The sequence below is a fragment of the Methanobacterium bryantii genome (assembly GCF_002287175.1).
Classification (GTDB): Archaea; Methanobacteriota; Methanobacteria; order Methanobacteriales; family Methanobacteriaceae; genus Methanobacterium_D; species Methanobacterium_D bryantii.
Genome location: NZ_LMVM01000003.1, coordinates 1 through 18,128, shown reverse-complemented (window position 1 = coordinate 18,128; position 18,128 = coordinate 1). Strand labels below are relative to the sequence as shown.

17 protein-coding genes are annotated in these 18,128 nt (G+C 35.0%); 9 read left to right on the top strand and 8 right to left on the bottom strand.

Annotated features, from left to right (window positions below; all coding sequences use genetic code 11):
* Positions 1 to 79 precede the first annotated feature (79 nt).
* The 5 genes from ASJ80_RS03995 to ASJ80_RS03975 all read left to right on the top strand — a co-directional run bounded on the left by ASJ80_RS03995 (position 80) and on the right by ASJ80_RS03975 (position 3,423).
* Complete coding sequence (locus tag ASJ80_RS03995) at positions 80 to 763, top strand: DUF169 domain-containing protein (RefSeq protein WP_069585646.1); 684 nt, start codon at positions 80 to 82, stop codon at positions 761 to 763.
* Positions 764 to 775: 12 nt separating this feature from the next.
* Positions 776 to 1,600 carry a DsrE family protein gene (locus tag ASJ80_RS03990; protein ID WP_069585647.1) on the top strand — a complete coding sequence of 275 codons (825 nt, stop codon included), beginning with the start codon at positions 776 to 778 and terminating at the stop codon, positions 1,598 to 1,600.
* Between the two features lie 12 nt (positions 1,601 to 1,612).
* Positions 1,613 to 1,939 carry a DUF5400 family protein gene (locus ASJ80_RS03985; RefSeq protein WP_069585648.1) on the top strand — a complete coding sequence of 109 codons (327 nt, stop codon included), beginning with the start codon at positions 1,613 to 1,615 and terminating at the stop codon, positions 1,937 to 1,939.
* A 118-nt stretch (positions 1,940 to 2,057) separates the two neighbouring features.
* Positions 2,058 to 2,714: a 5-formyltetrahydrofolate cyclo-ligase gene (locus ASJ80_RS03980; protein ID WP_069585649.1), complete on the top strand. Its 657-nt coding sequence runs from the start codon at positions 2,058 to 2,060 to the stop codon at positions 2,712 to 2,714.
* A gap of 226 nt (positions 2,715 to 2,940) precedes the next feature.
* Entirely contained in the window at positions 2,941 to 3,423 is a 483-nt protein-coding gene (locus tag ASJ80_RS03975; protein ID WP_095651975.1) for a hypothetical protein, read from the top strand.
* Between the two features lie 183 nt (positions 3,424 to 3,606).
* Here the strand turns inward: ASJ80_RS03975 and ASJ80_RS03970 are convergent, their stop codons facing one another.
* Both ASJ80_RS03970 and ASJ80_RS03965 read right to left on the bottom strand, forming a co-directional pair.
* Positions 3,607 to 3,807: a hypothetical protein gene (locus tag ASJ80_RS03970; protein ID WP_069585651.1), complete on the bottom strand. Its 201-nt coding sequence runs from the start codon at positions 3,805 to 3,807 to the stop codon at positions 3,607 to 3,609.
* Positions 3,808 to 3,846: 39 nt separating this feature from the next.
* Positions 3,847 to 4,245 (bottom strand): secondary thiamine-phosphate synthase enzyme YjbQ, encoded by a 399-nt coding sequence (locus ASJ80_RS03965; RefSeq protein ID WP_069585652.1) that lies wholly within the window; start codon positions 4,243 to 4,245, stop codon positions 3,847 to 3,849.
* Positions 4,246 to 4,542: 297 nt separating this feature from the next.
* On the opposite strand from ASJ80_RS03965, the gene ASJ80_RS03960 reads away from it, so the two are divergent.
* Positions 4,543 to 6,789, top strand: coding sequence for a PAS domain-containing protein (locus ASJ80_RS03960; protein WP_069585653.1), 2,247 nt, complete (start codon positions 4,543 to 4,545; stop codon positions 6,787 to 6,789).
* A gap of 235 nt (positions 6,790 to 7,024) precedes the next feature.
* On the opposite strand, the gene ASJ80_RS03955 is transcribed toward ASJ80_RS03960, so the two are convergent.
* From ASJ80_RS03955 to ASJ80_RS03940, 4 genes are all read right to left on the bottom strand, one after another.
* Positions 7,025 to 7,783 (bottom strand): hypothetical protein, encoded by a 759-nt coding sequence (locus tag ASJ80_RS03955; RefSeq protein ID WP_095651974.1) that lies wholly within the window; start codon positions 7,781 to 7,783, stop codon positions 7,025 to 7,027.
* 23 nt (positions 7,784 to 7,806) lie between these two features.
* Positions 7,807 to 8,592 (bottom strand): hypothetical protein, encoded by a 786-nt coding sequence (locus ASJ80_RS03950; protein ID WP_095651973.1) that lies wholly within the window; start codon positions 8,590 to 8,592, stop codon positions 7,807 to 7,809.
* A gap of 150 nt (positions 8,593 to 8,742) precedes the next feature.
* Complete coding sequence (gene feoB, locus ASJ80_RS03945) at positions 8,743 to 10,767, bottom strand: ferrous iron transport protein B (RefSeq protein ID WP_083241052.1); 2,025 nt, start codon at positions 10,765 to 10,767, stop codon at positions 8,743 to 8,745.
* A 2-nt stretch (positions 10,768 to 10,769) separates the two neighbouring features.
* Entirely contained in the window at positions 10,770 to 11,507 is a 738-nt protein-coding gene (locus ASJ80_RS03940) for a metal-dependent transcriptional regulator (protein WP_069585288.1), read from the bottom strand.
* Positions 11,508 to 12,540: 1,033 nt separating this feature from the next.
* Here ASJ80_RS03940 and ASJ80_RS03935 point away from each other — a divergent pair.
* The gene (locus ASJ80_RS03935) at positions 12,541 to 13,104 is read left to right on the top strand and encodes a hypothetical protein (protein ID WP_069585286.1); all 564 of its coding nucleotides are present in this window, start codon (positions 12,541 to 12,543) and stop codon (positions 13,102 to 13,104) included.
* 55 nt (positions 13,105 to 13,159) lie between these two features.
* Positions 13,160 to 14,353, top strand: coding sequence for an FAD-dependent oxidoreductase (locus ASJ80_RS03930; protein ID WP_069585284.1), 1,194 nt, complete (start codon positions 13,160 to 13,162; stop codon positions 14,351 to 14,353).
* Between the two features lie 99 nt (positions 14,354 to 14,452).
* Here the strand turns inward: ASJ80_RS03930 and ASJ80_RS03925 are convergent, their stop codons facing one another.
* Both ASJ80_RS03925 and ASJ80_RS03920 read right to left on the bottom strand, forming a co-directional pair.
* Positions 14,453 to 14,794: a hypothetical protein gene (locus ASJ80_RS03925; RefSeq protein ID WP_069585267.1), complete on the bottom strand. Its 342-nt coding sequence runs from the start codon at positions 14,792 to 14,794 to the stop codon at positions 14,453 to 14,455.
* Between the two features lie 67 nt (positions 14,795 to 14,861).
* Positions 14,862 to 17,597 carry a cation-translocating P-type ATPase gene (locus tag ASJ80_RS03920; protein WP_069585266.1) on the bottom strand — a complete coding sequence of 912 codons (2,736 nt, stop codon included), beginning with the start codon at positions 17,595 to 17,597 and terminating at the stop codon, positions 14,862 to 14,864.
* Between ASJ80_RS03920 and ASJ80_RS16875 the strand changes: the two genes are divergently transcribed.
* Entirely contained in the window at positions 17,566 to 17,748 is a 183-nt protein-coding gene (locus ASJ80_RS16875; protein ID WP_176720320.1) for a hypothetical protein, read from the top strand. The two genes, ASJ80_RS03920 and ASJ80_RS16875, sit on opposite strands and share 32 nt — an antisense overlap.
* Positions 17,749 to 18,128: the final 380 nt, after the last annotated feature.

Here is an 18,128-nt window from a genome sequence, read left to right as displayed (position 1 = left end):
ATAGTAGAAATTATACTATAAAGTATAGTTATACTATAAAGTATAGTTCAAATATATCATTTTGCAGAGGGCAGATACAATGTATGAAGAAAAAGTAAAAGAATTAAAAGAATTGTTAGGACTAAAAGGAAGTCCTGTAGCTGTAAAACTGGTAAAATCCGCTGATGAAATACCTGAAGGTTATCTCAAAATAAGTGAAAAGAAAAGACACTGTGAATTTGTCCAGGACGCAAGGTTAACTGGAAATAAAGGTTATGCAACTTCTGATGAACACATGTGCAAAGGGGGAGCCGGTGTAATGGGAATTGAACCATTACCTGTGAGTGTAGCTTCTGGAAAGATGTACCACCAGCTTGGAAACTTTGAAACCCCTGAAGGTGCCCAGGAAACCGTAGCTGCTATTCCTAAATCCAGCGAAAATTACTATGCTTCAATTTATTCACCCTTAGAAAGTGCAGAATATGAACCAGATGTAATAGTTCTTGTAATTACACCAAAACAAGCTTTAAGAGTATCTCAAGCTTATTTAAGAGCAAAAGGTGGTAGAATTTCCAGCGACTATTCAGGTATACAATCATTGTGTGCTGATGCAGTAGTGGCCGTAAAAGAGCGAGGAGTGCCAAACATGACCCTCGGATGTAGCGGGTCACGTAAATACGCCAAAGTAGCAGATGAAGAAGTTGTTATAGGCATACCCCCTAAAAACTTCGTTGATATAGTTGACGCCTTGAAAACATTTAAAGGTAAATGGGGAGAACTTTAGGAGAAAACAGCCATGAAAACAGTGCAAGCTCTGGGAATTAAGGCACCTAATTCAGCTATACTCGCAGAAAACATTATAAAAAACGGTGCAGATGATGGGCTTATCTTAACTCTCAGCCCAGGATCAGAAGAAGGCCTTGAAAACATAGCAGAGAAATATGGTTTCGCATTTGAAATGGAAAATTCAGATAAACAGGTTGTAGTTAGAATGACAAAATCACAAGCAGTAGAATTAGACGTTACTGGAGAAACATGCCCCGGACCTATCATACTGGTAGGGGACAAGCTTAGTTCTATGGCAACTGGAGAACGCTTAAAGGTCAAAAGTAAAAGTAGTGAAGCCATTGAAGATATAGCCATTTCCATTCCAGAAATGAGTGGTAAAGTGGTTGAAAAAGGTACAGATGACAATAAGAGTTATATTTTACTGGAAAAAGTAGAAAAAACTACTTCAACATCCACTGCAGTAGCTAATAGGGATAAAGTACTTGTTGCACAAAGTAATGGGATAGGTAATGCAGAACGTGCATACGCCACATTCATATTCTCAAAAGCTGCCCTCAGTATGGGTAAAAAAGTGACAATATTCCTGCTCATGGATGGAGTAAGTATAGCCAAAAAAGGTAACGCAAAAAAGGTTAAACATCCAGCTTTCGATAGATTGGACAAGTTAATGATAGAAGTTATTGAAATGGGTGCTAAAGTTTACGTATGCGAGCTCAGTGCCGAATTTAGAGGAATGAAACAGGATGACCTTGTTAAGGGTACCAGCCTTGCAGGGGCTGCAACATACATAACACTGCTAAGTGACCCTACATACGCAGTTGTAAACTTTTAATGGAGGAAAAAAATGCAAGTTACATATTCCGTAATAATACTCGCGATACTGGTGAGTGGTATTGCAAGCGGTTTTATAACATTTAGAATGTCAGGTATGCGCCTGGCACCTCACTTTGGTGCTTTGATACTAGCACTTATAGCCACAATTGCAGCTATTGCCACAGGTAATGCGCTGGTTCTCTACGCAGCTGCATTGTTGCAGTTAATTGCAGTTATTACAGCATTTACACAGACATGGGCAACGCTCAAATATAATTTCCAGACATCGCCCGCATATGCCCCACATCTGGCCCTTATGGCTATGATTCCAGTGCTCGCAATTGCATCAGTGATTTAATTTAATTCTATTTTTTTAATTCTTTTTTAAACTCTTAATTTTAGTAGTAATCCTTTAATTTAACTGAAATACGTCCAGTGTTATAGATTTATTTAACTTACACTATATAATAAAACCAATGATAACCGAAGAGAAAGAAAGAGTAAGAAACCTAATCTGGAGCACTTTAGAGAATAATAATTTATCCCAACATACTAAATCTCCATATGGAAGAATACCTGATTTTTCAGGCTCGACTGAAGCTGCCAGAATGTTAAGAAGCACTGAAGAATGGCAGAATGCAGAAGTTATCTTTTCAAGCCCAGATACAGCCCAGATAAAAGTCCGTGAATTTGCACTGTTAGATAAAAAGCTGTTAATTATGGCTTCACCCAAGCTTAAAGATGGATTCATTTTAATAGATCCATTTAGCATTAAAGGGGATGAAAAAACAGCATCAACCATAAAAGGCGCTTTTAAATTTGGGAAAAAAATCCATGAACTTACGAAACTTCGTTTCGTGCTCCGAAATCAAAGATTTCGAGAGTTCCCTCAAGTAGATCTTGTAGTGGAAGGTTCTGTAGCAGTGGATAAATCTGGAAACCGACTTGGAAAAGGAGGAGGTTACGGCGATAGGGAAATATCAGAGTTAATTTCCGAAAAAGCTATTACACAAAGTACTCCAGTTGTAACTACTGTTCATGAAATCCAGATTATAGACAAAGTCCCTACAGAAGAGCATGATCAAAAAATAAACATGATTATAACATCTGAAAGGGTAATAAGGATCATTTAACTTGTCTAATTATGTTATACTTAAAATAATACATCAAAAATTATGATTATTAGTAATGATATGGTTATGTTCATGTTCATAATAAAGTCTAGAAAGTAGACAATACATTAAGTTGTAGTATTGACCAATTAAACATGACATTTATCTAATATTTTAAATTTAATTCATAATTTTTTATATTAAATATAATAGTTTTGCGATGTATAAGTTACAATGTGTGGAAATCATGAAAAATGAAAAAAATAAAATTAAGAGTTTTATGGATAATTTATCTTCAAAGCGCCAGGAAAAAGATAAGAATTCTAAAAGATCAGAATATATTGGTGCAATAGTTGTTAACGTAATTTTATTGTATATTTTTAATAATCTACTTAACTGGCAGGTTTATTTTATCACCAACGCGCTTAATGAAGTTTTATGGATTATAAACATTGCAATTATAGCTACCATCATAGGAAACATAATGTTTATTATCTTCAATCCAGAATGGTTTAGGCATATAATAAAGATGATTTTGAATATATTTGCATTTACTGCAGTATATTCCATTTACAGCGTCTTTCCATTCAATTTCAGTTCATTTTTGATTGATTGGGGCTTAACAATTGCTTTAATATTTATAGTGACAGGTATAGTAATTGCAACTATAGTTGAGCTCTTTTTATTGATTATTAATATATTGGCAAGATTTAAATTAATTAATGAGTAGACACTCTACTTAATTCCTTTTATTCCAAATCAAGTTTACTGACATCGATATCATCTATCCACTAATTTCCTTTAAAAACTCAGCAGTACTTTCTAAGCTACCCAATTTATCTCATCAATTCGATGTTTACTAGCATCAATACTTTCTATTTTATTAATTTAGCTAAAAACTCATCAATATTAGTTACTCAATTTCTTTTATCTCATCGATCCAACGCTTACTCATATCCATATTTTCTTTTATTTCCATTAATTCCCCTAAAAGCTCGTTGATATTTTCAGCAGATATTAATACCACAACGTCGCCCTTATCAAATACAGAATGATCTTTGAGTACAACTCCATTTTCGCCTACAAATCCAACTGTTGACTTTAATTTGCCCATTTAGCGCCTCCAATTACATTAAAATTTAAAAGGATATGATTATTCCCCAATAACAGTTACCTCTATTTTTCTTAACCTGCCTGAAGTATCTGCTTCTATAAAAAATAAATCCTGCCAAGTTCCTTTGATAACTCTTCCATTTCTTACCGGAAGTGTTCTATCTGGAGGAAGAAGCATTGACCTGAGGTGCGAATAAGCGTTTACATCATGCTTCCACCCCTCTTTTGGAGTCAAATTATCAAGTAATTTTTCGATATCTTCCCTTAAATTACTCTCAAGTTCTGTTAAAGCAAAGACTGCAGTGGCATGTGGAGCAAATACATGTACAATACCATTACTGATCTTAGACTCGCCCACTGCACCTTCAATTTTATGTGTTAAATTAATAATATCTCCTGGTTTTTCAGTTTCTATATGAATGGTTTTGGTAAAAATCATTAAAGACCTCCTGCCTTAAAAAATTTTAACTTAAATTTGCAAGATTTATTTTTCAAAATTTCTATTTTAAATGATGTTTATTTATATTATCTTTATTGATTATTTTACTTTTACAATTTTTCAGACCCTGCGTTTTCTTTTAAATAATTTGAGAATAAGTAATGATATTAAAAATATCCCTGTAACGTATCCTAAAAACCACAACGTATATATTAGTATTGAACTTTGATAATAATATAATAATACTTTTCATATTAACTAATTATTTTATGGGAATACTTAAAAGAAGATGAAAATATGATGAAGGCAGGTAATTACTCATTTGGGAAAAACTTTGAAATATTTGACAATCTGCTTGAAGCTATATCAGTTTACGAACCTGTGTATGATAATAAAGGTAAGATCCGTGATTTTATCGTGAAATACGTTAATTCTGCCGAAATAGCCGGTTCAGGTGATTCATATAAACATTATGTTGGTAATTATATCAGTAATTTATATGGAAATGCTGATTTAGAACTTTATTTTAAAATATATGAAGATATAATAATTACTGGCAAAAAAATGTTTAAAGCTTATTTACCTCCATTTAATCGATATTACCGAATTTCAGGATTCCCAATTCATGACAACCTTTTTGTCATGTTGAAAGTAGAGATCACTGGTGAAGAAAAAGAATTAGAAAATAGTAATGACAATTTAGAGATTAAAATTGCAAAAAAAACTGCAATTATTGGAGAAAAAGGAGTAAATGAAATATTAAATGAAAATGAGGAAAAATTCCGTTTAATATTTAATAGAGCAGATGATATGATCAGTTTAAATCTGATGAATGAAGATGGTACACCTGGAAAATTTATTGAAATAAATGATACAGGTATTAAACGATTAGGTTACAGTAAGGAAGAATTTTTGGATATGACTCCCTATGATATAGATAAAGAGTATGAAACTCGAAGAGCCCTCGCAAAACCAGCTAAAGAACATCACGTGACATTTGAAACTGTCCATACAACTAAAGACTCTCAAAGAATACCTGTAGAAATTACTGCCCATATTATTAATTACAATGGAAAAAATGTCGGCCTTTCAATTTCTCGTGATATAAGTGAACGTAAAAAAGCAGAGGAGTCGTTGAAAGAAAGTGAAAACCGCTACCGTAAATTACTGGAGAATTGTTTTGATGCAATTGTGTTCCATAGCGAAGGAAAAGTTATCTGGGCAAATAATACTGCAATGGAGCTTTTAGGTGTAAAAAACTCTGAAAAACTTGTAAATATGTCTTTGATTGATTTTGTACATCCAGATTATAGGGAGATAGTAATAGAACGTATAAATAATATGATAGAAAACAAAGCCGTTCCACCAATAGAAGAAAAATTTTTATCGGTAGATGGAAAAGTCATAGATGTAGAAGCTTTAGCAGCTGGATTTACCTATAATGGGAAAAACACAGTTCAAGTTGTTTTTCGTGATATAAGTAAACGTAAAGAGACAGAAAAAGCACTTAAAGATTTTGCAATACTACAGGCAAAGATCATGAGGGCTTTAAAAGAAAGTGATGAAAAATTCCGTTTGATATTTAATAATGCAAACGATATGATTACTTTAAGTGAAATCGATGCTAATGGAATGCCGGGGAAATATATTGAAATAAATGAAGTCAGTGTTGAAAGATTAGGTTACGCCAAAGAAGAATTATTAAATATGAGTCCTGTTGATATAGTTGCTCCAGATAAAAAAGCAGAAATACCATTTAATGCATTAGCACTAACCAACAATGGTTACAGCAATTTTGAGATAGTTCATGTTACTAAAGAGGGCAGAAGAATACCAGTGGAAATTAATGGACATGTGATTAAATACAAAGGAAGAAAAGTTTACCTTACAGTTTGTCGAGATATCACAAGGCATAAACTACTGGTTAATGCTTTAAAAGAAAGTGAAGAGAAATTCAGGGAAATATTTCATAATGCAAATGACATGATCACATTGCATAAAATGAATGAAAATGGGATGCCTGGAAAGTTCATTGAAGTAAACGAAGTTGGATGCAATCGGCTGGGTTATACAAATGAAGAGTTTCAGAATATATCCCCTGTAGATATTGTAGCTCCAGATAAAAGAGTAGAAATGGCAAGCCACGCCATAGAAATTTGGACCAAGGGATATGCTAAATTTGAGATAGTCCACGTTACTAAAGACGGTAGAAGAATACCTGTAGAAATAAATACTCATATTTTTAAATTTAAAGGAGAAACAGTAGCTCTTGGTATTTCCCGTGATATTACAGAACGTAAAGATGCAGAAGAAAAGCTAAAAAAACTTTTAGATAAATTAAGTCATTTAAATGAAGAATCTGAACAATTTATTTATACAACTGCCAATTATCTACAAGAACACCTGGAAATCATTACAGATATTACAAAACAGTTAAAACATGATTATGAAGATAAATTAGACGTTGATATTGAAAACTCCATTAATAATATTGCAGACGAAAGTGAACACTTAAAACAGATGATACTTAATTTGCTGGAATGAAGATATTTCTAGAACTAAAATAGAACTTAAACCTGCAGATATCCACAATATTACAATTTTTATTTAAAGAACAGTATAATGCTTCAATTAATTATAGCCTGTAAAGGTATTGGAAAATGAGGTAAAATATAAGTTGACCCATAACCGAGAGCTGGTCAACGTTTATTTTACTATTCCAATCATATCTTAGCCCCTAGTTTTAGGAACCACATCAAATGGTTAATCAACCTAATGGTTAATCATAGTTCTGGTTATTTTTGTATATGTTGTACTGATAGCTGTCATTAACTGTTTTGTAGTTTTCATTTAACAATCCCTGGTCATAATATGATTGCAAAGTTGCATAATTTTTTAACTCAAAATCCCTGTAGGGGTTGTTAAAGTAAGGGAAAAGCATTCCTTTAATTGTATATACATATGCAGGAATTATTCCATAGGTTTGGGTTAATATCTGAAAATACAGTGGGAATCCGCATCCTTGAGCTAGAATTGGGTTGTCCTGCCTGACAGTTCCATGCCATACCAGTGGAAGCGGGCCCTCCTGGCCATGTTCTTGAGCAAGTTCGTTGACATGAGCCATCATCTCGTCGTAAGTGTCATAAACATGCCCATCAGACATGTATTTATACCTGCCGTCAGGAATGCCAAATAATGCCACTTTAAACGAATCCAAATAGTTAACCTGACTCATATTAATCGAACCATTACCTTGAGTGTCAATAAAACCTACTTCTATTATATACACACCACTATCGTTGTAGCTGCGGTAGTTGGAACTTCCAGTAAAATGTACTACCAGAGCACATTTAGATCCTCTTTCTTCTGCATATTTTACCAAAAGTTCGGAATCAGGATGTCCTGGATACATATCTGGATTTGCCAGTTTAACAAACGAAAGCCTTCCTAAAGGTTCAATAGGACCATTTGAAACTGTGACATAAGAATAACCTGCAATAAGAGCTAAAATACCTAATGTAATTAATAACCATTTCATTTTTTATTCACCATAATTTTAAATCATGCACTATCATAGCTCTGGCTGTTGTTTTCGTACAGCTGCTTGTAATATTGAAGGGCAGTTTTGTTACCCTTTGTATCCGTCTCATAATTTATGTTTAATAATCCCTGATTATAAGCATCTTGTAACTGTGAAGCATTCTTAAGCTCAAAATCACGGTAAGGATCATTAAAGTACGGTGCAAACATTCCAGATAACGTATACACATAAGCAGGAATAATTCCATATGTTTTAGTTAATATCTGGAAGTATAAGGGGAACCCTTCTCCCGGAGTTATTATAGGATTTCCCTGCCTTACTGTTCCTTTATAAAACATTGGAAGCGGGCCCTCCTGGCCATGTTCTTGAGCAAGTTCGTTGACATGAGCCATCATCTCGTCGTAAGTGTCATAAACATGCCCATCAGACATGTATTTATACCTGCCGTCAGGAATGCCAAATAATGCCACTTTAAACGAATCCAAATAGTTAACCTGACTCATATTAATCGAACCCATACCCTGAGTGTCAATAAATGCCACCTCAATTATATACACATTGCCCTCCTGATAACTACGATAATTAGAACCACCATACAATTGCAGTACCAATGCACACTTAGATCCTGTAGCCTCAGCTTCTTTAGCAAGGAGTTCAGAATGAATATGGCCAGGATACATATCTGGATTTGCCAGTTTAACAAATGCAAGCCTTCCCATAGGTTCAATAGGACCATCTGAAACTGTAATGTATGAATAACCTGCAATAAGAGCTAAAATACCTAATGTAATTAATAACCATTTCATTTTATATTCCTCATAAATTAACGATAACTTAACATTAACTAGCTATACTTAAAGTATTTATTCCATAATTACACCCAAATCAGCATTTTTACAATTAACTTAGTATTACTTTTGTAATTATGGTTAAATTAACTAAAATTAAAAATTAGTTTAGAATACTAAAGAAAGTACTCTAAACGCTATCCCCCCAATAACTATGGCTGTGACAAGGTTAGCTGCAGATATATATGTCGCGGCTTTCACTCCAAATTCGCGGATCAATATTGTGATGGTAGACAGGCATGGAATGAACAGCATAGATACAAGGGCCAGCACTATAAATTGAACCGGTGTTAAAAAGGCAGCTAGATTTGGGCCAACCAAAGTCACCAGCATTAAAAGAACAAATTCTTTTCTAACAACACCAAATATTAAGAGAATACCTGAAATTGCAGGAAGACCTAACCACATAACGGTAATAGGGGTTAAAGCGGCATTTATAGGTCCTAAAACGCCGAGAACATATAGGGCCTGTATAAGTGCACTGGCAATAACATATATTGGAAGTACCAGATAAATCAGGGATTTAGTCCGTGTCCATGTCTGCTTGAGTGCAGTTGATAGGGATGGTACTTTAAATGAATGCATTTCCATTATCAATCCTGTTGACTCGCCAGGTACCACTTTTAAAGCAATTCTACCCATTATAAATATAATTGCAAGGTCAATGGCATAAAGTGCAATCGCCCACCATATGTTGACAAAAACCGCTACAAGACCAAGAACTATGATTGTTCTTGCGGCACATGGCGCAAATGTAATGGCAAATGATGCAAGCAGTCTTTCACGTCGTGTTTCTAAAATACGGGTCTGGTCAATAGCTGGAACATTGCAGCCATAACCAAGGATCATAGGGATAAGTGCCTTTCCGTGCAGCCCTATTTTATGCATCAGTGTATCCATCATAAATGCAACCCTGGTTAATATTCCAGAATTTTCAATTAGACTGAGCATTATATAAAATGGAACTACAAAGGGTATAACAAGTGTAACCCCTGCTACAATACCTCCAAATGCACCGTTCCACAGAACACTTGCTAAACCTCCACTTACTTGAGGATCTACAGGTTGGAAGAAGCTAAAAGCGTCTGAAAGCAGGCCTGAAAAGAAATTCCCAACCACAAATGTCCATAAAAGTAGGCCACCTATTACCAGAGCCGAAGTGATATAACCATAGACCCTATGTGTAACTATCCTGTCCAGTTTCTCTGAGAATGTGATCTTTATTTCGCTCTGCATCTGAGCTCCTTCTGCAATTCTATTTGCAAGAGAGTACCTTTCAGATGCAATAACTGAAAAAGAAGGCTCCCTATGGATATTTTCTATTTCCTCTGCTAGAACATATGCTATATCCGCAACCTCTTCAGATTTGGACTTCACTAACTTTTGAATCTCTGGATCGTTTTCTATCAGCTTTATGGCTACCCACCGGGATGGATATCCTAAATCCAGATTTTTGGACTGAATTAAATCAGTTAGTTCTTGAATTTTATTTTCCACTTCACTACCATATTCCAATGTAGCAGCTTTATTTACCTCTTTTTCTGCTATTTCTGTGGCTGTTTCAATTAATTCGTGTAATCCTTCTCCCCTTACAGCTACAGTAGCTACAACCGGCACTCCTAATGCTGCCTGCAGTTTTTCAGTATCGATATTAATTCCTTTTTGTTTTGCTATATCAATCTGATTAACACATATAACCAGAGGTACTTCCATTTCAATGAGTTGCATTGTAAAAAATAGGTTCCTTTCTAAAACGGCAGCATCAACAACATTAATAACAACATCAGGTTTTTCCAGTGCAATATACTCCCTTGATACAATTTCTTCCAGTGAATATGTAGAAAAAGAATATATTCCAGGTAAATCAATTACATCGATGTCATAACCTTCAAAATGAAGTTTACCTTCTGCCCTCTCAATTGTTTTTCCAGGCCAGTTCCCTATAATCTGGTTGGAACCTGTAAGATCGTTAAAAATAACACTTTTACCAACATTAGCGTTTCCTGCAAGTGCAATTGTAAAATCAGATGCTGTTTTATTATTTTGCCCGTGTTTATGTCTATTTTGGTGCCTTTTACCATGACCTTTTCCATTCCCTGATTTTTGAGGTTTGTTTTCGCCAGCCCCCGCCAATATCAGCACCCCATCTCATCACAAGCTTCAATAAAAACGTTTGAAGCTATATCTCGACCAAGGGCAAGTTTTGATCCTCTAACTGCAACTTCAACAGGGCCTCCGAGTGGGGCAACTTTGATTACACTTATAATTGCGCCGATGGTAATTCCCATATCTAGAAGCCTTCGAATTACCTTGTGATCTCCCCTTATAAAACTTACTCTACCTTTTTTGTCTTCGTTAAGGTCAAGTATTGAGATTAGGTTTTCATTCCTCTTTCCAACTTCTTCTACATCTACTTCTTTCCTTTCTTTGCATTCTTCACAGGTTGTAAATTTTAAATCACATTCTGGAATAACGCTGTCACCAGGACATTTATTAGGCTGTTCTAAAAGATGGCAAAGTGCTCTTTCTGCATCGTCAGAGAGTACATGTTCCATTTCACATGCCTGGTCATGAATCTTATCACTTTTGATCTTTAAGATGTCACATAAAAATCGTTCAAGTAATCTATGCTTTCTGGTAATTTTTTTTGCAATTTTAAGGCCTTCCTCTGTCAATACCACTCCTTTATATGGAGAGTATTCTACGTAGCCTTTAACTGCTAGTTTTTTAAGCATTTGGGTAGCACTTGCTGGTGCAATTTTTAGATTTTCTGAAATCATTGATGTTGAAACCCTTTCTCCGTTTGGGCCAAGCTTGTATAATAGTTCAAGATATTCCTCTACATTTCCGCTAATTGTTGTATTCTTTGGCATTTAGGTCCACCTAAAACATTAATAACTATAGTTATTGGAAAAACTATATAAAGTTTTGGGTATGCCTAAAAATTAAAATATTACTTTATAAATAAGCATAAAAAATACACCCATGTCCCTGAAGTGATGTAATATTTTCATGGGAATATCTAAACTACGCATTTTTAATTTTTATATTAAAATTGCAACAGGAAGTATTTCATGCGCATGTCATAGACATGAACGATGATAATATTTAAATCCAACATGCATGCCCTATATATAAATAGAATTTAAAATTAAGACTTGAATTATTTTAGAATTAATTTGATAAGTAATATTAATCCTGAACTCATAATGAATTCAGGAATAAAATGTTAACGACCAAATTAACAATATTTTACTTTATTTTTAAGTTAATGTCCTGGACACTTTTAGGGGCAAGTGTCCAGGGAGACTTTTTATGGTCCATATAAAAATATTCCCTAATGATTTATATATATTTGCATATCGAGTAACCATTTAATATATATCATAATTTATGCTGCTAGAAATCTGTTAATTGATAGGGACTTTGATGAAGTCTCTATAGACGAAATTTTTACATTTTAAACCCACATATATAAAATACTTGAAATTAATTCAATTAATTAATTTTTATTAAATCCATATACTAAAATAAAGACCCATATTCTTTATACAATTTATTTAAAAATAAAGAAAATGCTGATTTTATTTCTATAAACGATAATTTACCCATATATTTTAAAAATAACAACTTTTCTCAATTTTAAGATCCTGGACACTGTATGCGCAAGTGTCCAGAGTACATATGGTCAATTTAAGTACATACATAATGACTTATATACTTTTGCATATCTATCCTATTTTTAAAATAATTAAAATTATTATTTATTGCTATTCTATTATGCCCCTAATTAATTTATAGCCTGTTTTATACAAGAAATTTTCTAAAATTCAATATATTCCGAAATAGATATAAATAAGCTCATGGATAAAGGTATGTTAGGTTAAATTTCTGGAAGTAAAAAATATGGCAGGATTTGGTAGGGGAGCTGCAATAATCATAAGTATAATGGTTGGTCTTATTATTTTACCCTTACTTGGAATTAAAGGCCTATTTGCCATTGTTATAATTGGTTTTATTGCAAATTATCTCACTGTAAATAATCAAAGAGGTTATCTAATAGGTGCAATTGCTGGAGGCACAATTGGCCTTATCGTCTTTATATGCGGCTTTTTTGTTTCACCTGTACTTCCTGATCTTCCAACATTATCCAGTTCCAAAATGATTAAACTAGAATTATGGGGATTATATACTTTACTAATCGGATTTTTTGTTTTAATTGTAACTTGTACGGGGCTTGGAGCAATCGGAGGGGCAATAGTACAAAAAATATTTACAAAGAAAAGTGAAACCGAAAAATACAAAAAGAGGGATAAGCCTCAAAGAAGCTTTAACAAGTATTTAAAATTAATTTTAAATAGAAATAAACGCCCAAAAAGATTTAGTAATGGATCAGGAAAGACATTAAATAGAAACAAACACCAAAAAAGTTTTAATAATAAACCCAGAAGAAGTTTAAAAAAGAAATAAACTATTTTTATTGAATATACAATATTATATACAATCCATATCATAGGCCAATAAAATGAAAGCTATAGTTGTAGGATCAGGTGCAGGTGGGGGGATCATTGCAAAAGAACTTGCTAAAGCAGGCATTTCAGTCACTGTAATTGAAAAAGGACCATCTACTATCACTAAAAATGCATATAAACATTATGATATATTGAATGTGGGGACCGAAGTGTCAAGTACTGTCTGTTTAGGAGGTACTACCCTTGTAACAGCAGGAAATGCGGTAAGAACATGTGAAGAGTCTTTCAAAAAATTAGGAATTAATTTAAGCAGTGAATTTGAAGAAATAGAAGAAGAACTGCACATAAATACTCTTCCAGACTCACATTTTGGAGAAGGAACCCAGAAAATAATGGACGCTGCCAGATCTTTAGGTCTGGAAATTCAAAAAATGCCCAAGTTCATATACCCTGATTTATGTAAACCCTGCGGTAAATGTGCCTTCGGCTGTCCAAGAGATGCAAAATGGACCAGCATTAAATTTATCGAAGAAGCTGAAGAATATGGCGCAAAAATTGTAGAAAACACTCCTGTTACTGATATTATTATTTCTGATAGAAAAGTAAAGGGCGTAAAAAGTGAGGATAATATATTTGAAGCTGATATTGTAATTTTATCAGCTGGTGCAATACAAACACCTCGATTACTGCAGAAGATAGGGATAGATGCAGGTAACAACCTTTTTGTTGATACATTTGTTACAGTTGGAGGAATGCTTAAAAATATAAAGTACAACAAGGAAGTGTCCATGAATACCCTTATAAAATTAGATGATATAGTTTTGGCCCCTCATTTTTCAGAAATTTTAGTAAATAAACTCAAAAAGTATAATGCTCGTAAAAAAGATGTTCTGGGGCTTATGATTAAAATAAAAGACGAACCTTCAGGTAAAGTTACACAGGATGATGTAATTAAATTCAACACTGCAGAAGATATTGCTCTTTTAGCACGTGGAACCGCTATTGCCGGTGCAATATTAACTGAAACAGGTGTAATTCCAGAAACACTTGTATCAACTTATGCAAGAGGAGCACACCCCGGTGGAACTGCTGCAATAGGTGATGTTGTTGACACTAATTTGCAGACTGAAATAGAAGGCCTTTATGTTGCAGATGCGAGTGTTTTACCTGAAGCTCCTGGAGCACCACCGGTTGTTACTATTCTTGCACTTTCAAAAAGGCTCGCCAAGCATATAATCAATAAATAATTTTATTTTTTTAAATTAATCTATTTTTTCTCCTGAAATGATAAACTAAGATCTAAAAGTACTGGGATCAAGGAACATGATAATTTTCTAAATATAAATCTATTCCAGTTTCTTTGTTCTATAAATAATCAATCCTCCGATTACAAAGTTAGCAACTGCAACTATAACCAGTTCAATCCCGTAAGCTGCACTTACTGTAAATCCTGTATTAAAACCTGCTGCATTCAATAACTGTATCGCCCCTAAAATCCATAAAATAGCCCCAAGCATATATATAACCATGAAACTTTTAGATAGATAAATCAATACTGCAAAAAGAATGAATATTACTCCAAATACAGTGGATGAAAATTCAAGGCTCAAAATTCCCCATATTGCCACAAGAATAGAAAGTCTTGTAATCCATTTCTGTCTCTTTTCATCAACTGGTTTTTCACTCAAAATAATACCTCCTTTCTCTAGTAAAGATACAATAACTTCTAATTAAGCTTATAAACTTATTAAATATTTATTTTTGATTTAAATGATGTTTTTTATTGCTGTAGCGGAGATATCCCTTGAATATTTCCCCTATAACAAAAAGTAATACTGCTGGAATGAAACATATGCCCCACTGGTATGCATCAAGTGAAACAGTGCCAAAGAGCTCATGAAAAATCCTTGATTCTGTAATGAGGATTGTAACTAATAAAATCCAGAGATACGCATAAAGGAGTCGGGTATTTGAAAAAGTGGCGCTTTGAAATGATGTATCTTTAGGAAATCGGAGATTTAAAGCAAGGAAAATATTCATCAGTGATATTGATACAAGTCCCATAGTCTGGCCAATCTGCATGGAACCATAAGATATTTGTCCCATATGATATACATAGAGCGATGCCGCTGCCATGAATGCCCCTGCAATAAATAATCGAATATACATTCCTTTTGAGATGATCTCCTCGTCATGTTTTCGAGGTTTCCGCGTCATAATACCCGGTGATGCCATATCAAGTCCAAACATTACTCCTATTGGTGCTACAACAAGCATATGGATCCATAAGACCTGTCCGGGAGTGAAAAGAGCTGTACCTGCAATGGCAAATATTGAAGACCCCAAAAATGCCAGTATAAACATGAACATGTTGGCGATCTGGATTCTAAGGAACTTCTGCAGGTTATCATAGATCTTCCGCCCTTCTTCTATGGCTGTTACGATGGTTTTAAAGTTGTCATCAACAAGGATCATCTTGGCAGCCCCCTTAGCTACGTCAGTACCTGTAATACCCATTGCAATACCTATATCTGCTGCCTTGATTGATGGAGCATCATTTACACCGTCGCCAGTCATTGCCACAATGTTACCTTTCTTCTTAAGAGTTTTCACCAGCCTGACCTTATGTTCCGGCGCAACCCTGGCAAGAACTCCAATTTCGTCGATCTGGTTTTCAGCTTCCCCGTCACTTAGTGCCGCAAATTCTGCACCAGTAATCGTCCTTCCATCAATACCCAGTTCCCGGCCAATTGCCTCAGCTGTAACTGCATGGTCCCCCGTAATCATTCTGACCCTAACACCTGCCCTTTTTGCCTTCATAATTGCATCCTTTGCTTCTGCACGTGGTGGATCCACTTCCCCAATAAGTGCAGTCATCATGAGCCCCTGCATGAGGGGCATCAACTCACGATTGGGATCAAAAGATGAAGGGTCAAAATCTTTCTGGGCAAGGGCAAGAACCCTTAATCCTTCACCTGCTATACGTTCGTTTTCATCTTCAACTTTCTTTCTGCTGTCTGTACTAAGCTCATGAGCCGATCCATCAGGCATCCGTCCATATGAAGACAACCCAATGATCACATCAGGAGCCCCCTTAACATATGCTCGAATTACAGGCATACCTTCGCGTGTTTTCATTTTATGGAAGGTTGCCATGAATTTATATTCTGAATCAAATGGAATGCTTGCAATTCGAGGATTATTCCTCCGGAACTCCCTGACATTCAGGCCTCCTTTTTCAGCAAGTACATAAAGAGCAGCTTCAGTCGGGTCTCCAACAACTTCTCCATCCTTAATATCAGTGTCAATGCAAAGAGCACATGGAAAAAGGACATAATCAAGGTTCTCTTCTGGTCCCCCTTCAGTTCTTTTTATTTTTCCATCAAAACTGTAACCTTCCCCAGAGACAGTGTAATGGTGTTGTGCTGTTGAAATGTCCCGTACAGTCATCTGGTTCATTGTCAGTGTCCCAGTCTTATCTGAATTGATTGCTGAGGTGGATCCCAGCGTTTCTACTGCAGGCAGGTTTTTGATGATGGCATTTTTCTTTGCCATCGCCACCATGCCCATGGCCAATATGGTGGTTACGACAGCTGGCAGTGCGTCAGGAATAGAACCTATAGCTAGGGATATGCCTATATTGAAGAGGTTTGTGAAGGATCCTCCCTGGGAAAGCCCAATTGTTAGAATACATATAAATGCAATCACTGCTATTCCTATAATAAATAATGTGACCCTGTCGATCTGCTGCATGAGGGGCGTTTTCCCTGCTTTATGTTCTTTTAGCATGGTGGCAATGTGCCCCACTTCTGAGCTCATGCCAGTTTGGGTAACCAAGACCTCCCCATGTCCCCTGGTCACGTTAGTGTTCATGAAAGCCATGTTAACCCTATCGCCAAGTGGAATATCCTTTTTGGTGATCATATCAGTTTTCTTATCCACAGCCATGCTCTCTCCAGTAAGGGCAGCCTCTTCCACCTGGAGATTGGCAGAGACCATCACCCTGCCGTCAGCAGGGACACGATCACCAGCATCTAAAATCACCATATCTCCAGGTACAATTTTATCAGCATCAATCGAGGAAACAGAACCATCCCTGCGCACTTTAGAAACAACTTTCATCATTTTATTAAGTTCAGCAACGCTTTTTGAAGCCTTGGCCTCCTGACGATATCCCAAATTAGCAATGAAAACTGTTAAAAGAATAAGAAGTATAAAAGTTCTGATCTCACCAATTAAAAGGCCTACTATAGCTGCAATAACGAGGACTATCTGCATGTAAGCCTTGTACTGCTCTAACCATTTTCTCCAGGCGGGTTTTTCCTTTTCTTCTTCAAGTATGTTGGGCCCATAACTCTTTAATCGGCTGGCGGCTTCAGTAGAACTAAGCCCTTCCTCAGGGGAAACTCCCATCTTTCTTGCAGCTTCTTCTTTACTTAATCTATACCCTGCCTCTTCAATGCCTGAAGGCTGCAATGGTGAATTAGACATATTGGCCTCCTTCAAATATACTGGAGATTTATCAACTGGAATTAATTACTTACTAAATTATTCCATTTTGCACTATGTAATAATATATAAAAATATGTTAATAAAATTTATGGCAATATTAAAAGAATTAAAATTATTAAATGCCCTCTAATCTTAGTATTAAATCTTTTTTTATAAAAATAAAGGATATATAAATTTATAACAATATAAAACAAAAAATTAATTTTATTTTTTAAAATAAGCTATTAAATACTGCTTTTAGATTAAATGATATTTAATTTACGCTCATGTTCACAAAAACTGTCGGTCTTCAAAAATTTTCGATTTTTGAAACCTCGAAAACAAAGCATTCGAAAATTTACAATTTTCGATGCGTCAAATCAAAGATTGAAGAGTTTTCGAAGGTTTTTGTGACCGTAAAAATCGCAGCGGACAAATAATTCGTATTTGTCGCGTCAAAATCAAAGATTTTGACAGCTTGCAAAATTTCTAATTTTGCGGCCCAAAAATTCTACGAATTTTCGACGGCTT

What these genes read in the sequence shown, in the direction of transcription:
- ASJ80_RS03965 (WP_069585652.1), bottom strand. Translation starts at nt 4,245, where the DNA reads ATGATTTTTACCAAAACCATTCATATAGAAACTGAAAAACCAGGAGAT.
- ASJ80_RS16875 (WP_176720320.1), top strand. Translation starts at nt 17,566, where the DNA reads ATGCCTGAAGGCTGCAATGGTGAATTAGACATATTGGCCTCCTTCAAA.
- ASJ80_RS03970 (WP_069585651.1), bottom strand. Translation starts at nt 3,807, where the DNA reads ATGGGCAAATTAAAGTCAACAGTTGGATTTGTAGGCGAAAATGGAGTT.
- ASJ80_RS03960 (WP_069585653.1), top strand. Translation starts at nt 4,543, where the DNA reads ATGATGAAGGCAGGTAATTACTCATTTGGGAAAAACTTTGAAATATTT.
- ASJ80_RS03995 (WP_069585646.1), top strand. Translation starts at nt 80, where the DNA reads ATGTATGAAGAAAAAGTAAAAGAATTAAAAGAATTGTTAGGACTAAAA.
- ASJ80_RS03985 (WP_069585648.1), top strand. Translation starts at nt 1,613, where the DNA reads ATGCAAGTTACATATTCCGTAATAATACTCGCGATACTGGTGAGTGGT.
- ASJ80_RS03920 (WP_069585266.1), bottom strand. Translation starts at nt 17,597, where the DNA reads ATGTCTAATTCACCATTGCAGCCTTCAGGCATTGAAGAGGCAGGGTAT.
- ASJ80_RS03930 (WP_069585284.1), top strand. Translation starts at nt 13,160, where the DNA reads ATGAAAGCTATAGTTGTAGGATCAGGTGCAGGTGGGGGGATCATTGCA.
- ASJ80_RS03980 (WP_069585649.1), top strand. Translation starts at nt 2,058, where the DNA reads ATGATAACCGAAGAGAAAGAAAGAGTAAGAAACCTAATCTGGAGCACT.
- ASJ80_RS03950 (WP_095651973.1), bottom strand. Translation starts at nt 8,592, where the DNA reads ATGAAATGGTTATTAATTACATTAGGTATTTTAGCTCTTATTGCAGGT.
- ASJ80_RS03935 (WP_069585286.1), top strand. Translation starts at nt 12,541, where the DNA reads ATGGCAGGATTTGGTAGGGGAGCTGCAATAATCATAAGTATAATGGTT.
- ASJ80_RS03990 (WP_069585647.1), top strand. Translation starts at nt 776, where the DNA reads ATGAAAACAGTGCAAGCTCTGGGAATTAAGGCACCTAATTCAGCTATA.
- ASJ80_RS03975 (WP_095651975.1), top strand. Translation starts at nt 2,941, where the DNA reads ATGAAAAATGAAAAAAATAAAATTAAGAGTTTTATGGATAATTTATCT.
- ASJ80_RS03940 (WP_069585288.1), bottom strand. Translation starts at nt 11,507, where the DNA reads ATGCCAAAGAATACAACAATTAGCGGAAATGTAGAGGAATATCTTGAA.
- ASJ80_RS03955 (WP_095651974.1), bottom strand. Translation starts at nt 7,783, where the DNA reads ATGAAATGGTTATTAATTACATTAGGTATTTTAGCTCTTATTGCAGGT.